Below are 16032 nucleotides of genomic sequence, written 5' to 3'. Positions count from 1 at the left end.
CCCCTCGTGACGTCGATGCTCCATCGTGGACGGCGGTGCACACATCATAGGCGCAGGTCAGTCGGCGCGGCAGTGGAGGTGTCGTATTCGTGACGATTGCGCACCGGCGCTCTCCTCGGCAGCGCGCCGAGCGGCCGGCGCGAGCGTCCTGGGGGAGGACAGGGGGCTGGGGCGGTTCAGCCCAGCTGCAGGATCTTCTCCTGGACCACCTTGGCGCGGACGTTGGAGAAGCTGGACTCTTCACCGGTCTCGGTGAAGCCCAGGGACTCCAGGATCTTGAGCGTGCCGAGGTTGTCCACGACCACGCGGGCGGTGACCGGGCGCTCAGGGAACTCGGTGAGGAACTTCTGCACGGCCTCGGTGGTGATGCCCTGGCCCCAGAAGCGCTTCTCGATCCAGAAGGTGATCTCCCGGCTCTTCTCGTCCTCGAAGGCCGCGATCGAGCCCACGGCCTGACCGTCGCTCTCGATGGTGCGCACGATGATGTCATCGGAGTTCAGCAGCTCGCCCCAATGATGGTCGAAGACGCTGCGGTCTTTCGGGTTGGTCGAGGCGAATGCGGCCATATGGGCGGCGTCGGCATCCTGCTGGAACACGAAGAACTGGTCCAGGTCCTCGGTCTCCACTGCGCGCAGTGTGATCATCGGTGAGGCTCCTTCATCGGCTTGTGGCCGCATGGGTCTGCAACTGCTGTGCACCCAGCGTACTGTGCACGCCCATCACGGGCGACCTCGGTGCGCCATAATGGTGGCTATGGCTTCCCCTCAGCGCCGCGTGGCGATTCTCGGTTCCACCGGTTCCATCGGAACCCAGGCGCTGCGGGTCATCGCCGCGCATCCGGACCGGTTCGAGGTCGTCGGCCTGGCGGCCGGGTCCAACGCGGCCCTGCTGGCGGAGCAGGCCAACGCCACCGGCGCGCGCCTGGTCGGAATCGCCGACGACGCCGCGGCCAGCGAGCTGCGCGCCGCGCTCTCCGCCGGCGGATCAGGCTCCTCCGAGGCCCCCGGCACGTCCGGCGCCTCCGGCGCTCATCCCCGCCCCGAGATCCTGACCGGGGATCAGGCCGCCGAGCAGATCGCCGCAGAGTCCGGGGCCGACGTCGTGCTCAACGGGATGACCGGGTCCATCGGTCTGCGCCCGACCCTCGCCGCGCTGCGCTCCGGCGCCACCCTGGCGCTGGCGAACAAGGAATCCCTGGTGGTCGGCGGCGCGCTCGTGGCCGAAGCGCTGCAGCGCCCGGGACAGCTGGTCCCGGTCGACTCGGAGCACTCGGCACTGGCCCAGGCGCTGAGCTCCGGACGGCACCAACGCGGACTCTGCTCCGTGCCGGTGGATGGGAACTCCCAGCTCAGCGGCGCATCCGAGGTCTCCAGCTTGGTGGTCACCGCCTCCGGCGGACCCTTCCGCGGCTGGGACGCCGCCGCGCTCGCCGAGGTCACCCCCGCCCAGGCGCTGAAGCACCCGAACTACGCGATGGGCCGGGTGGTCACCACCAACTCCGCCACCATGGTGAACAAGGCGCTGGAGGTGATCGAGGCGCATCTGCTCTTCGACATCGAGCTGGCGGACATCCAGACCGTGGTGCACCCGCAGCAGTGGATCCATTCCATGGTCCAGTTCCAGGACGGCTCCACCATCGCGCAGGCCGGTCACCCGCGGATGCTCATCCCGATCGCCCTGGGACTCTCCTGGCCCGAGCGTCTCGAGCAGATCGACGCGCCCATCGACTGGAGCAAGGCGATGCAGTGGGACTTCGAGCCCCTGGATGAGCACGCGTTCCCTGCGGTGGCCCTGGCCAAGCAGGCCTGCGCCGCCTCGCCGACACACATGGCGGTCTACAACGCCGCCAACGAACAAGCCGTGGAAGCCTTCCATCAGGGGCGGCTCGGCTTCCCGGGCATCGTGGCCACGGTCGAGGCGGTGCTGGAGCGCTACCACCCCGCCAGCAGTCCCACCGCGCCTTCGCTGGAGGAGGTGCTCGGCGCAGAACGCTGGGCCCGGGCCGCCGCCGATGAGCGGATCGCCGCGGCGAAGGTCCAGGTGCGCGCATGATCGCGCTGCTGATGATCGCCGGCATCGCGATCGTCGCGCTGGGCATCGCGCTGTCCATCGCGCTGCACGAGATCGGGCACCTGCTGCCCGCCAAGCTCTTCAAGGTCCGCGTCACCCAGTACATGGTCGGCTTCGGCCCCACCCTGTGGTCGCGCCGCCGCGGCGAGACCGAGTACGGGGTCAAGGCGATCCCGCTGGGCGGCTATGTCGCGATGATCGGGATGTATCCGCCCCCGGATGAGACCGGGACCCTGAACCACCCATCTGAGCAGAACCACCCCGGCGAGGACCGCACGGCCGAGGATGCGGCCCGCGAGGATGCGGCGCGTCAGGATCCCTACCTGCGCGAGGTCGGTGCGCAGTACGGCGCGCCCGCCGCCGCGTCGGTCTCGGCGCCGGGCTCGGTCCCGACCAAGACCGTGCGCTCGCAGTCCACCGGGATCTTCCAGCAGCTCTCCACCGAGGCCCGCGAGGTCGCGGCGGAGGACCTGCGGCCCGGGGACGAGGAGCGGATGTTCTACCGGCTGCCCACCTGGAAGCGGATCATCATCATGCTCGGCGGCCCCGCCATGAACGGGCTGATCGCCCTGGCGCTGACCGCCGGGATCATCTCCTTCCACGGCACCGCGCAGCCCAACACCACCGTGGCCGAGGTCTTCGAATGCGTGGTCTCCGCCGACGCGGCCGACGCCGGGCAGAGCGAGTGCACCGACGCCGACCCCGCCGGCCCCGCCTACGAGGCCGGCCTGCGCCCCGGAGATCAGATCCTCGCCTTCAACGGAGAGTCGGTGGACACCTGGGACGAGCTGACCGCGCTGATCAGGGAATCGGCCGATGAATCCAGCGAGGTCACCTACGTCCGCGCCGGCACCGAGACCACCACCACGCTGACCCCGATCCTCACCGAGCGCCCGATCTCCGACGGGCTGGGCCGGGCCCAGCGCGACGACGACGGCGCGCTCATCACCGAACCGGTGGGCTTCATCGGAATGGGCGCCGACCAGGAGATGGTCCAGGAGCCCTTCTGGGAGGCCGGGCCGGTGGTGTGGGAGCAGTCCAAGGCGGTGGGCGCCGTCGTCGCGAACCTGCCGGTGCGGCTCTACGACGTCGCGGTGTCCACCTTCACCTCCGCCGAGCGGGACCCGGACGGGCCGCTCTCCGTGGTCGGTGTGGGCCGGATCGCCGGGGAGCTCTCCGCGCAGGAGGAGATCCCGCTGGAGTCCCGCTTCGCCTCACTGATCTCCCTGGTCGCAGGGGTCAACGTGGCGCTGATGGTCTTCAACCTGATCCCGCTGCTGCCGCTCGACGGCGGCCACGTCGCCGGTGCGCTGTACGAGAGTCTGCGCCGTCGACTCGCCAAGCTGCTGGGGCGTCCGGATCCAGGGCCCTTCGACATCTCCAAGCTGCTGCCGCTGACCTACGTGGTCGCCGGAATGTTGTTGGTCATGGGCGTGTTGTTGATCTATGCGGACATCGTGAACCCGATCCGTCTCTTCGAGTAGCTGGCTCCGCGCCGAGCGGTACCATGGGAGGGGGGGGGAACCCCCGCCGATGTCCGAAGAGGACGTACCAGAAACTGACGTCTGATCGACGTCAACGCCAAGATCCACCAGGAGAGTCTGTGCCCGCGATCAACCTCGGAATGCCCTCCGCTCCGCCGCCAGTGCTGGCGCCGCGCCGGAAGACGCGCAACTTCCATGTCGGTTCCGTTGGCGTGGGCAGTGATCATCGGGTCTCGGTCCAGTCGATGACGACCACCAAGACCCACGACATCAACGGCACTCTGCAGCAGATCGCGGAGCTGACCGCCTCCGGCTGTGACATCGTCCGCGTGGCCTGCCCCACGGACAAGGACGCCGAGGCGCTGAAGATCATCGCGATGAAGTCGCAGATCCCGGTCATCGCCGACATCCACTTCCAGCCGAAGTATGTGTTCGCGGCCATCGAGGCCGGCTGCGGCGCCGTGCGTGTGAACCCCGGCAACATCCGCCAGTTCGACGACAAGGTCGGCGAGATCGCCAAGGCCGCCAGCGACGCCGGCGTCTCGATCCGCATCGGCGTCAACGCCGGATCGCTGGACAAGCGGGTCATGGACAAATACGGCAAGGCCACGCCCGAGGCGCTGGTCGAGTCCGCCGTCTGGGAGGCCTCGCTGTTCGAAGAACACGGCTTCCACGACTTCAAGATCTCGGTCAAGCACAATGACCCGGTGATCATGGTCCAGGCCTACCAGATGCTCGCCGAGCGCGGCGACTGGCCCCTGCACCTGGGCGTCACCGAGGCCGGACCCGCCTTCCAGGGCACGATCAAGTCCTCCGTGGCCTTCGGTGCGCTGCTCGCCCAGGGCATCGGCGACACCATCCGCGTCTCGCTCTCCGCCCCGCCGGCCGAAGAGGTCAAGGTGGGCAACCAGCTGCTGGAGTCGCTGAACCTGCGCCCGCGCAAGCTCGAGATCGTCTCCTGCCCCTCCTGCGGACGCGCCCAGGTCGACGTCTACACCCTCGCCGACGATGTCACTGCCGGACTCGAAGGCATGACGGTGCCGCTGCGCGTGGCCGTCATGGGCTGCGTGGTCAACGGACCCGGCGAGGCCCGCGACGCGGACCTCGGCGTGGCCTCCGGCAACGGCAAGGGACAGATCTTCGTCAAGGGCGAGGTCATCAAGACCGTGCCCGAGGACCAGATCGTCGAGACCCTGATCGAAGAAGCCAACCGGCTGGCCGAAGAAATGGAACGCGAATCCGATGGAGATGCTCAGGCAGCGAGTGCCCCTGTGGTCTCCGTCAGCTGACGCCGCAGCCGCCCGCGTGCACCGCGCCACCCGTGGAGAGGTCCGTGTGCTCGGACACGGGGACACCCCCGCGCTCGAGAAGCTGCTCGCCACCGACCCGGTGGCGAACGTCTCGGTCACGGCGACCGTGCGGGCGCGCCGGTCCGCCGGGCCCGGCAAGGGCCGCAACGGCGCCGTGGTGCTCGGGATCGACGGCGAGAACGGTCTGCTCGCCGCCTGCTGGACCGGAAGCAACATCATCCCTGTGGCCGCCAGCGCGGCCCAGGGTGAGCTCTTCGGGCTGGTGGTCGGCGCGATGCGCCGCAGGGTGGCCTCGATCTACGGCGGCGCCGAGGCGTCGCTGGAGCTCTTCGACGCCACCGGCTGGACCGGGGCCCGAGATGTCCGGCCCGATCAGCCGCTGATGTCGATCACCGAGCCCTCAACGGTGGAGCCGCTGCCCGGGGCTCGGCTCTCGACGTCCGGGGACTTCCCTCGGGTGGAGCAGGCCAGTGCGGCCATGTTCACCGAAGAGCTGGGATTCTCGCCCTACGCCCAGGGTGCGAGCCAGTACCGAGAGCGCGTGCGCGGCCTCATCAATGCCGGCCATTCGATCATCGCGGTGGACCCGGAGTCCTCTGAGATCGTGTTCAAGGCCGAGTTCGGGGCGGTCAGTCCCGAGGTGGTCCAGGTCCAGGGCGTCTGGGTGCGGCCCAGCCACCGCGGACTCGGTCTCGCCGGGCCTGGGATGGCCGCCGTCGTCGAGCACGGACTCAAGCTGGCACCCACGGTGAGCCTCTACGTGAACAGCTACAACACGGCGGCGATTCGGACCTACGAGCGTGTTGGATTCACCCAGGTGGGGACCTTCGCGACCATACTGTTCTAGATGACTTCCTTCCCCTCCATTTCTGCTGCACGGCTGCGCCGCCGCTCCACCGCCGGGGCCGCGCTCGGGCTTCTCGGGATGCTGGTGCTCACCGGCTGTGAGACCTCTACGGCAGATCAGGCGGGGACCCCGGCGGCCGAGCCCGGCACCAGCAACCAGGGTGTCCAGCAGCAGGTCCCGGAGCCCTCCGGCAACCAGCTGACCCACGATGAGATGCGCGAGCAGCTCGCCTCCCGGTACCCGGACGCCGCGCTGAGCGACACCACCGACTACTGGGCGGGACTGCGCGACATCGAGACCGAGCTGCAGCGACTGGTGGTCGACCCGCCGGAGTGCAAGCAGTTCGTGGTGCGCTCGGCCGTGCCGGTGCCGGCGGGAGCGCTTGTCGCCTACGCGGACGGGCTCTCAGAGGGCGGGGCGGAGGATGCCGAGGGTAGTTCGGGGGGTGGTTCTGACGACGGCGCTGAGGGTTCTGCCGAGGCGCCCGAGGGCGATCCGGAAGCCGGAGCCCTCGACGGCCAGGCGCATGTCCAGCTGGCCAGCACCGAGGAAGAGGACTCCGAAGGCAGCGATGCCGAGAACAGCGACGCCGAGGGTGGCGACTCCGGGAACGGCGACTCCCAGAACAGCGACGCCGACGGCGGCGACTCTGAAGGCAGCGACGATGAGGAGCCGGAGCCGGTCACCGTCGACCTGCCGTCGCAGCGCCAGGCTCTGATCCTGAGCTTCCGGGACTGGCGCGCCGCCGATGCCCATCTTGCGGCGGAGCAGGACGGACTCGAGTCCTGTGACTCCTACACCGCCAGCCGCGGCGGGGAGGACTCGGTGGAGACCTCCACCTCGGTGGACCTCATCGACGTCTCCTCCACCGCCGACGACGCGCTCGGCACCTCATCGCGGATCACGTCCGACGGCGACCGGGAGGACGCCGTCGCGGTCACCCTGCGCAGCGGCTCGCACATCGTCACGGTGACTGCCCCGTTGAGCGAGGCCCTCGACGGGGACGAGGCGGAGGTCGCCGCCGAAGAGCTCCAGACCGAGGCGGCCGACCTCATCGAAAGCCTTGACTGAGGCCGACGCCTGAGGATCAGCCGAAGAAGTCGACCGTCACGTCATAGCCGAGCTTGAGGACCAGGGCGAAGACCACCGCCAGGAACACCATCCGGATGAACTTCGAGCCCTTCGCGATGGCCATCCGGGCACCGAGATAGCCGCCGGCCATGTTCGCCGCACCGAGCACCAGCCCGAGGCCGAGGAGCACATGTCCGGAGGGGAAGAAGTAGAGCAGCGCCCCCAGGTTGGTGGCGACGTTGACCACCTTGGCCTGCGCCGAGGAGTTCAAGAAGTTGTAGCCCAGCACGGTGACCAGGGCGATGACCAGGAAGGTGCCGGTGCCCGGGCCGAGCACGCCGTCGTAGAAGCCGATGATCAGTCCGATCGTCACCGCGCGGGCCAGGTGCCCCATTCCTGCGTAGCGCAGCTTCTCCAGCTGACCGACCTGCGGTTTCACGGCGGTGAACACACCCACGCCGATCAGTGCGAGCAGGATCAGCGGCAGGATGATCCGCTCCGGGAGCGAGGCGGCGACCACCGCACCGCCGTAGCTGGCCAGCAGGGCTGCCGCCGCCATCGGCAGCGCCGTGGTCATCGAGGGCTTGACCCGTCGCGCGTAGGTGATCGCCGACGTCGTCGTGCCGAAGATCGATCCGAGCTTATTGGTGGCCAGCGCCTGGACCGGGGTGATCCCCGGGACCATGAGCAGCGCCGGCAGCTGGAGCAGCCCGCCGCCGCCGACGACGGCGTCCACCCACCCTGCGGCGAAGCCCGCCGCGATCAGCAGCAGCAGGGTCACCCAGGTGATCTCGAGGCCGCCGCCGATGATCACATCGGTGACCGCCTCGAGGGCCTCGTTCAGCGGAGTCCCTTGACGTGTTCGAGCACCGCCGCTGCGGCGTCGGCCACCGGGACCTCAGAGGACTCGCCGGAGCGGCGATCCTTGAGCTCGATGGTGCCGTTCTTCAGGCCGCGGCCCACGGTCACCAGCATCGGGACCCCGAGCAGCTCGGCGTCGCCGAACTTCACACCGGGGGAGACCTTGGGGCGGTCATCGTAGATCGCGGTCAGGCCAGCGGCTTCGAGCTCGCTGATCAGCGCCTCGGCCGCGGCGTAGACCTCGTCGCCCTTGCCCGTCGCGACCAGGTGCACGTCGGCCGGGGCTATGGCTCGCGGCCAGATCAGGCCCTTGTCATCGTGGGTGGCCTCGGCGATCGCGGCCAGCGCGCGGGTGACGCCGAAGCCGTAGGAGCCCATGGTCACGGTGGCGAGCTTGCCGTTGACGTCGAGGACCTGCAGGCCCAGCGCCTCGGCGTAGCGGGTGCCCAGGTGGAAGATGTGGCCCATCTCGATGCCGCGACGGGTGCGCAGCGGTCCGGAGCCGTCCGGGGCCGGGTCGCCGGCCTCGACGACCACGGACTCGATGACGCCGTCCCAGCCGAAGTCACGCCCGGCCACGAGGCCGAACACGTGCTGATCGGTCTCGTTGGCGCCGGTGATCCAGCTGGTGCCGGACACCACGCGGGGATCCACCAGGTAGCTGATGCCGGTGCTGCCGGCTTCCCCGAGCACCGGGGCGTCCAGCGAGTTGCCGGGGCCGATATAGCCGCGCACGAGTCCGGGGTTCTTCTTCAGGTCCGCCTCGTTCGCAGCCTCCAGGGCGACCTCGCCGCCGACACCGATCAGGCTGCCGATGGTGGCCTCGGCGCGCTTGAGGTCGACCTCGCGGTTGCCGGGCACGCCGAGCACCACGATCCGGCGGGTGCCGTCGGGCAGCACCGCGGCGACGACGACGTTTTTGAGCGTGTCGGCTGCGGTCCATGCGCGGTCAGCCCGGGGCTGGTGGGTGTTCGCGGCGTCGACCAGGGTGGCGATGGTGTCGGTGCCGGGGGTGTGGTGGACCTCAGCTGCCGGAAGCTCGGAGTGGTCCAGCGGTTCGGGAGCCGGTGTCGTGACGGCCTCGACGTTGGCGCGGAACCCGCCGTCGGACTCCACGAAGGTGTCCTCGCCGATGTCACAGGGGAACAGGAACTCCTCGGAGGCCGAGCCGCCCATCGCACCGGACTGCGCGTTGACCGGGACCACGGGCAGGCCGAGCCGGTCGAAGATGCGCAGGTACGCCTCGCGGTGGGCGGCGTAGGCCGCGGCCTGGTCCTCCTCGGTCAGCGCGAAGGAGTAGGAGTCCTTCATGATGAATTCGCGGCCGCGGAGCAGCCCGGCCCGGGGCCGCGCCTCGTCGCGGTACTTGTTCTGGATCTGGTAGATCGAGAGCGGCAGGTCCTTATAGGAGCTGTAGAGGTCCTTCACCAGCAGGGTGAAGACCTCCTCGTGGGTGGGGGCGAGCAGGTAGTCCGCGTCCTTGCGGTCCTTGAGCCGGAAGATCCCGTCGCCGTAGTCGTCCCATCGGCCGGTCGCCTCGTAGGGCTCCTTGGGCAGCAGGGCCGGGAAGTGCACCTCCTGGGCCCCGATCCGGTCCATCTCCTCGCGGACGATCGCCTCGATCTTCCGCAGCACGCTCAGGCCCAGCGGCAGCCAGGTGTAGACGCCCGGCGCGGCGCGGCGGATGTAGCCGGCGCGGACCAGCAGCTGGTGGCTGGCGACCTCGGCGTCGGCCGGGTTGTCGCGCAGCGTGCGGAGGAACAGGTGAGACAGGCGGAGCGGCACAGGTGAACTCGTTTCCGGTGAGGGATCTTCTACCGGCCCAAGTCTAAGGGGCGCTCACCCCCTAGGCATTTTACCTCCCCTTGCGTGGATCACCTGCGAGACGGTCCCCTCGGTTTCTCACGCAAGCCCCGGTAAAAGGTGGGGTGGAGGGGTTGTCCACAGCCGGGCGGATCTGGTCCTGCTCGCCGAGCGTGCGGGTCAGGGTTCTGTCATGACGAATCAGAGGACTTCGCGACAGACCCCGCGGCCGTGCCCAACCCAGTCATCCCCCCCAAGGCTCCTGCGCGCCAAGGACCTCTGGGACTCTTCCGGATCTACAACGATCCTCGGTGCGGGTCAGTGGCTTGAGGTCGATGACATCGGTCGCAGACTCAGTGCCCTGGTGGACGCCGGAGCGCTGCTGCGCCTCCGCCGAGGTATCTACATCAATCCCGCAAGCTGGCTGCAGACGGCTCCCTGGGATCGCCATCTGATCGCAGCCGCCGCGGTGGCCCTGCCGGTGCCGCACACCCATTTCTGCAGGACCACTGCACTGGCCATGCATGGCTTCAATCTGCTGCGGCCTCCGGACGCGGTCACAGTGCGCACGGCGCGCAACGACGCCACCGGCCTCCATCCGGCACCACCATTGACCGGCCGGGCCTCCGCCGCTGCAGTGGAACGGCTGCTTAGGGCGCAGTCCGAAGCGCACGACGGAGGCCCTCGAAGTCGCGCAGCGCTGAGCTCGATCGGGACTCGCCACCACCAATACCCGCGCGCCTTCCGGGACCAACTGCGCGGAGGCCTCGGGCAGAGATGGACGCAGGCTTACGAATCAGCCCTGATTCACCAGGAGTTTCCCGTCCCGGAAGGCTTCGATCCATCCATCACTGCTGGGATGCGGATTCGGTTGGAGCCGCTGGGACTCGTGCTCGCCGATACCGTGCCGCGGATGAGCTTCGCCGAAGCAGTCGCGGTGCTTGATGCCTGCCGCGCCGGCCGTTTCGGCGCTCCGGCTGAGCCCGGCGGCACGCTCCCCGCCGTCGAACCCTGGCTCCGCCTGGTCGCGTCGGCGAGGGGTCGGACCCGCTGGGCGGCGGCCTGGGAGTTCGCCGACGCGGGCGCTGAGTCTGTGGGGGAGTCCTGGGCCCGGGTGCGCATCGCCGAACTTGGGTTCGCGGCGCCGGAGCTGCAGCGAAGCATCCTGCTTCCCGATGGTTCCACCTGTAGGACTGACTTCTACTGGGAAGGTCCAGGCGTCGTGGGGGAGTTCGATGGGCTGAAGAAGTACCTCAGGTCGGGGATGCTGTCTGGATCCAGCCCCGGGCAGGTCGTGGTCGCGGAGAAGCATCGCGAGGACGGGCTGCGCGCGCTCGGGCTCAAGGTGGTGCGTTTCACCTGGGCCGATCTGACGGACCCCATCCGCCTCCAACGCCTGCTCAGCGCCACAGGAATCCCCCTGTCGGGGCGCTCTACCGGCGCTGACGTGTTTTACCGGGACAACCGTCGGGCCGGTCGATCACGCAAGCCCCGGTAAAACGGGAGGGGCAGGTTCAGGCACAATGGAGACGCATCGAAGACCACCACCGATAGGACCGTCATGGCCACCGCCCCACGCCCCACCGGAGATCCGCGCTTCAAGGACGCCCGCGCCGCGAAGATCGCCGAGCTGATCACGCCTGCGATCACCGCGCAGGGGCTCCACCTCGAAGAGATCGAGCTTGCCGCCAACGGGCCCAGCACCACCCTGAAGGTCTCGGTGGACCTGCTCAGCGGCACCGAACAGGTGGACCTGGACACCATCGCCGAGCTCTCCCAGGCCATCTCGGCCCGCTTCGACGAGGACGACGTCCTTCCCGAGCTCGACACCTACGACCTGGAGGTCTCCACTCCCGGGGCCACCCGCCCGCTCACCGAGCCGCGGCATTTCGAGCGGAATCTGGGCCGGCTGCTGGAGATCACCCAGGCCGGTCACAGCCCGATCCTGGCCCGGCTGCAGGGCGTCAGCGAGCACGCGATCTCGGTGGTCGAGCAGAAGCCTGCCCCCAAGAAGGGGATGCCGGTGAAGTACGGTGAACCGGCGGAGATCGCTTTCGCGGCGATCACCCACGCACGAGTGCAGGTAGAGTTTTCCCACACGCAGTAGATACTGGCTTAACCGGAGGCACAAGTGGATATCGATATGAGCGCACTGCGCATGCTTGTCAAAGAGCGCGAGATCCCGCTGCAGCGGCTGATCCCCGCCATCGAACAGGCGCTGGTGCTGGCTTACCACAAATCGCCCGGCGCACTGCAGCACGCCCGGGCTGAGATCGATCAGTCCACGGGTCATGTCACGGTGTGGGCCAAGGAGCAGGACGAGGACGGCACCTTCATCGGTGAGTTCGACGACACCCCCCGGGACTTCGGGCGAGTGGCCGCCTCCACGGCGCGCCAGGTGATCATGCAGCGGATCCGCGACGCCGAGGACGATCAGGTCCTGGGACAGTTCAAGGGCCGCGAGGGAGAACTGATCTCCGGCACCATCCAGCAGGGGCGCAACCCCAACATGGTCCAGGTCGACCTGGGCAGCGTCGAGGCGCTGCTGCCCCCGCAGGAGCACGTCCCCGGCGAGGAATACGTCCACGGCCACCGGATCCGCGCCTTCGTCGTCGACGTCCACCGTGGCATGCGCGGACCCTCCATCACGCTCTCGCGCTCGCACCCGGGCCTGGTGAAGAAGCTCTTCGAACACGAGGTCCCCGAGATCGCCGACGGCTCGGTGGAGATCACCGCCATCGCCCGCGAAGCCGGACACCGCACCAAGATCGCGGTGCGCGCCCACCAGTCCGGGATCAACGCCAAGGGTGCCTGCATCGGCTCCATGGGCTCCCGCGTCCGGGCGGTCATGAACGAGCTCAACGACGAGAAGATCGACATCATCGATCACTCCGACGACGCCGCCGAGTTCATCGGCCACGCGCTCTCACCCTCGAAGGTGAAGTCGGTGACCATCCTGGATGAGGCCACCCGCAGCGCCCGCGTGGTCGTGCCGGACTACCAGCTCTCGCTGGCCATCGGCAAGGAGGGTCAGAACGCCCGGCTCGCCGCGAAGCTCACCGGCTGGCGGATCGACATCGTCTCCGACGCGACCCTCGCCGCATCCTGAGCCGGCACCGACTCCCACGTTTCTGCTCGACGCCGCCGGAAGGGGTAGACTGTCATGGTTCCAGTGCGTACCTGTATCGGCTGTCGCCGTGAGGTCGCTCAGGACAAGGCAATAAGGCTCGCACTCACCGCAGCCCAGAACGCCGAGCCTGCACCGCCGCTGGTGGTGTGGGACACCGACCGGGCCCTGCCCGGACGAGGCGCCTGGCTGCACCGGCAGCGCGAGTGCCTCGAGACCGCCCTCAAGCGCAAGGCCTTCAACCGGGCCTTCCGCCGGACCGTGGACCCGAGGACGCTCGAGCTGCACGACATTATTGGCACCGACGGCTGACGCCGCCTCCGCCGCAGCAATGCGACGGATCAGCGGGGGAGACCAGAAAGCGGGTTCAGAGAGATGGATCCCCGATGAAGACCGACGCATGAGTTCGCAGCGATGACCCATCACAGCGACTCCGTCACGGTTTCAGAACTGTTCAAACGGCCTTCGCCGATGAACCGCTGACATCAGCCCCGCTGGTGCCAGCGGGGAAGCGTGGGCCAGATTAAGGAGAAATGTGGCCAAGGCCCGCGTACACGAGCTCGCCAAAGAGCTCGGCATCACCTCGAAAGAAGCCCTCGCGACACTGCAGGGCATGGGCGAATTTGTGAAGTCGCCCTCCTCCACCGTGGAACCCCCGGTGGCGAAGAAGCTGCGCCAGGCATTCCCTGACGCCAAGCCCGCCGCCGACGCTCCTGCGTCCAACGGTGCTGCCCGCCCCGGTCCGAAGAAGTCCGACGGCGCCTCCGCGCCCGCCGCTGACAGCTCGACCTCGGCACAGCCCGCCTCCGCAGGCACCTCCGCGCCCCGCCCCGGCGGCTTCAAGCCCGGCCCCCGGCCCGGTCCGAAGCCCGCCGCCACGCCCGAGCCCGAAGCCCCCGCGGCCGCTGCCCCCGAGGCGCCGGCTCCGAAGGCCGACGCGCCCAAGGCTGAGGCCCCCAAGGCCAAAGCGAAGCCTGCCGCGAGCACCGAGGCCCCGGCTGAGAAGCCCGCCTCCCGGCCCGCAGGATCAGGCGCCAAGCCCGGCGGTCCCCGCCCGGGCAACAACCCCTACGCACCGAGTCAGGGCATGGGCGCCGAGCGCCAGGCCCCGCGTCCCGGCGGAACCGGCGGCCCCCGCCCCGGTCCCAAGCCAGCAGGACCACGTCCGGGCAACAACCCGTTCGCACCCCAGCAGGGCATGCGCAATGAGCGCAGCGGCGGACCTCGTCCCCGCGGCGGTCAGGGCGCACCCGGCGGAGCACCGCGTCCGGGCGCACCCCGCCCGGCAGGCGCTGCCGGTTCACGCCCCGGCGCTCCCGCAGCAGGCGGCGCAGCCCGCCCCGCAGCGGCACGTCCGGGTGGTCCCAAGCCATCGATGATGCCCAGCCAGACCCCGGCACCTGCCGGTGGTCGTCCGGGCGCTCCCGCCGGTGGTCCGCCACGCGGTGGTCGCGGCGGCGGTCCTCGCCGCGGTGGCGCGGCCGGTGCCTTCGGTCGCGGCGGCTCCAAGGCCAAGGCTCGCAAGTCGAAGCGCGCCAAGCGCCAGGAGATGGAGCAGCGTCAGTCCCGCGAGATCGGCGGCGTGCGCGTTCCCAAGGGCGACGGCACCACCACCGTGCGGCTGCGCCGCGGCTCCTCGCTGGGCGACTTCGCCGAGAAGATCAATGCCGAGCCGGCGGCGATGGTCACCGTGCTGATGAAGCTCGGCGAGATGGCCACCGCCAACCAGTCCCTCGACGAAGAGACCTTCCACCTGCTGGGCGAAGAGCTGGGCTACCCGGTCCAGATCGTCTCCCCGGAGGACGAGGATCGCGAGCTGCTGAACACCTTCGACATCAACATCGAAGATGAGCTGGCAGCCGAGGGCTCTGACGAGCTCTCCGCACGTGCCGCCGTCGTGACCGTCATGGGTCACGTCGACCACGGCAAGACCCGCCTGCTGGACTCCATCCGAAGCGCGAAGGTGACCGAAGGCGAAGCCGGCGGCATCACCCAGCACATCGGTGCCTACCAGGTCCACGTCGAGCACGAGGGCGTCGAGCGCGGCCTGACCTTCATCGATACTCCCGGTCACGAGGCGTTCACCGCCATGCGTGCTCGTGGTGCGAAGGTCACCGACATCGCGGTGCTGGTCGTGGCCGCCGATGACGGCGTCATGCCCCAGACCATCGAAGCGCTGAACCACGCGAAGGCCGCCAATGTGCCGGTCGTGGTCGCGGTCAACAAGATGGACAAGGAAGGCGCCTCCCCGGACAAGGTCCGCGGTCAGCTGGCCGAATACGGTCTGGTGCCCGAGGAGTACGGCGGCGACACCATGTTCGTCAACGTCTCCGCGCTGAAGCACCTGCACATCGACGAGCTCCTCGAGGCTGTGCTGCTCACCGCAGACGCAGCCCTGGAGCTCACCGCGAACCCGAACAAGGCAGCGCGCGGTGTGGCCATCGAAGCGAACCTGGACAAGGGTCGCGGCGCCGTGGCCACTGTGCTGGTCCAGTCGGGCACCCTGCGGGTGGGCGACAACATGGTCGCCGGCACCGCCCACGGCCGTGTCCGCGCCATGTTCGACGAGCACGGCGAGACCGTCAAGGAGGCCCTGCCCTCCCGTCCGGTGCAGGTCCTGGGCCTGTCCTCGGTGCCTCGCGCCGGTGACACCTTCCTGTCCACCTCCGATGACCGCACTGCACGTCAGATCGCTGAGAAGCGTGAAGCCGTGGAGCGCAACGCTCAGCTGGCCAAGCGCCGCAAGCGCATCAGCCTGGAAGACTTCGACCAGGCTGTGGCCGACGGCAAGATCGACACGCTCAACCTCATCCTCAAGGGCGACGTCTCCGGTGCCGTGGAGGCCCTGGAAGATGCACTGCTCAAGATCGATGTGGGTGCCGATGTGCAGCTGCGCGTCATCCACCGCGGCGTCGGTGCGATCACGCAGAACGACGTGAACCTGGCCACTGTGGACAATGCAGTGATCATCGGCTTCAACGTCCGTCCTGCGGAGCGCGTCAACGACCTTGCCGAGCGTGAAGGCGTGGACATGCGCTTCTACTCGGTCATATACGCCGCGATCGACGACATCGAGGCCGCCCTGAAGGGCATGCTGAAGCCCGAGTACGAAGAGGCTTCACTGGGCACCGCGGAGGTCCGCGAGGTCTTCCGCTCCTCGAAGTTCGGCAGCATCGCCGGTTCGATCGTCCGCTCCGGCATCATGCGCCGCAACGCCAAGGCGCGCCTGGTGCGCGATGGCAACGTGGTGGCCGACAACCTCACCATCGAGTCGCTCAAGCGGTTCAAGGACGACGCCACCGAGGTCCGCGAGGGCTTCGAGTGCGGCATCGGCCTCGGATCGTTCAACGACATCCGCGAAGGTGACAGCATCGAGACCTGGGAGATGCGCGAGATCCCGCGCTCCTGATCCAGCTCGCCGGTTTCGACCGGTGACAGCTCCGGGGACCCTGCCACAGG

The 16032-nt window shown here is 68.9% G+C and carries 13 protein-coding genes; 10 read left to right on the top strand and 3 right to left on the bottom strand.

The features are described from left to right. Positions 1-176: 176 nt before the first annotated feature. Positions 177-644, bottom strand: a complete 468-nt coding sequence (locus BCL67_RS08205; protein ID WP_106122953.1) for a GNAT family N-acetyltransferase — start codon at positions 642-644, stop codon at positions 177-179. Between the two features lie 109 nt (positions 645-753). Between BCL67_RS08205 and dxr the strand changes: the two genes are divergently transcribed. The 5 genes from dxr to BCL67_RS08180 all read left to right on the top strand — a co-directional run bounded on the left by dxr (position 754) and on the right by BCL67_RS08180 (position 6782). After that, a complete protein-coding gene (gene dxr / locus BCL67_RS08200; protein ID WP_181255941.1) occupies positions 754-2052 on the top strand; it encodes a 1-deoxy-D-xylulose-5-phosphate reductoisomerase in 1299 nt (432 codons plus the stop codon). Next, complete coding sequence (locus tag BCL67_RS08195; protein ID WP_106122951.1) at positions 2049-3554, top strand: M50 family metallopeptidase; 1506 nt, start codon at positions 2049-2051, stop codon at positions 3552-3554. Before dxr ends, BCL67_RS08195 begins: the two co-directional genes overlap by 4 nt. 140 nt (positions 3555-3694) lie before the next feature. Further along, positions 3695-4843, top strand: coding sequence for a flavodoxin-dependent (E)-4-hydroxy-3-methylbut-2-enyl-diphosphate synthase (ispG, locus tag BCL67_RS08190; RefSeq protein WP_369797177.1), 1149 nt, complete (start codon positions 3695-3697; stop codon positions 4841-4843). Further along, complete coding sequence (locus BCL67_RS08185) at positions 4818-5711, top strand: GNAT family N-acetyltransferase (RefSeq protein WP_258174895.1); 894 nt, start codon at positions 4818-4820, stop codon at positions 5709-5711. The genes ispG and BCL67_RS08185 overlap by 26 nt, the downstream gene beginning before the upstream one ends. Beyond that, a complete protein-coding gene (locus BCL67_RS08180; protein WP_106122950.1) occupies positions 5712-6782 on the top strand; it encodes a hypothetical protein in 1071 nt (356 codons plus the stop codon). A 16-nt stretch (positions 6783-6798) separates the two neighbouring features. Here the strand turns inward: BCL67_RS08180 and BCL67_RS08175 are convergent, their stop codons facing one another. Together BCL67_RS08175 and BCL67_RS08170 are read right to left on the bottom strand one after the other, a co-directional pair. Then, a complete protein-coding gene (locus BCL67_RS08175; protein WP_106123007.1) occupies positions 6799-7593 on the bottom strand; it encodes a TSUP family transporter in 795 nt (264 codons plus the stop codon). Positions 7594-7622: 29 nt separating this feature from the next. After that, positions 7623-9428, bottom strand: a complete 1806-nt coding sequence (locus BCL67_RS08170; protein WP_106122949.1) for a proline--tRNA ligase — start codon at positions 9426-9428, stop codon at positions 7623-7625. Between the two features lie 382 nt (positions 9429-9810). Between BCL67_RS08170 and BCL67_RS08165 the strand changes: the two genes are divergently transcribed. The 5 genes from BCL67_RS08165 (at position 9811) to infB (ending at position 15982) form a co-directional block, all read left to right on the top strand. Beyond that, entirely contained in the window at positions 9811-10944 is a 1134-nt protein-coding gene (locus BCL67_RS08165) for a hypothetical protein (protein ID WP_106122948.1), read from the top strand. Positions 10945-11007: 63 nt separating this feature from the next. Then, positions 11008-11553 (top strand): ribosome maturation factor RimP, encoded by a 546-nt coding sequence (rimP, locus tag BCL67_RS08160; protein ID WP_106122947.1) that lies wholly within the window; start codon positions 11008-11010, stop codon positions 11551-11553. Between the two features lie 24 nt (positions 11554-11577). Further along, positions 11578-12555 carry a transcription termination factor NusA gene (gene nusA / locus BCL67_RS08155; RefSeq protein ID WP_106122946.1) on the top strand — a complete coding sequence of 326 codons (978 nt, stop codon included), beginning with the start codon at positions 11578-11580 and terminating at the stop codon, positions 12553-12555. A gap of 54 nt (positions 12556-12609) precedes the next feature. Further along, positions 12610-12885 (top strand): YlxR family protein, encoded by a 276-nt coding sequence (locus BCL67_RS08150; RefSeq protein WP_106122945.1) that lies wholly within the window; start codon positions 12610-12612, stop codon positions 12883-12885. Positions 12886-13108: 223 nt separating this feature from the next. Then, a complete protein-coding gene (gene infB / locus BCL67_RS08145; protein ID WP_106122944.1) occupies positions 13109-15982 on the top strand; it encodes a translation initiation factor IF-2 in 2874 nt (957 codons plus the stop codon). The last annotated feature ends 50 nt before the right edge of the window (positions 15983-16032 follow it).

Source organism: Nesterenkonia sandarakina (assembly GCF_003003175.1).
Classification (GTDB): domain Bacteria; phylum Actinomycetota; class Actinomycetes; order Actinomycetales; family Micrococcaceae; genus Nesterenkonia; species Nesterenkonia sandarakina_A.
This window is presented reverse-complemented; position numbering and strand designations above follow the sequence as displayed.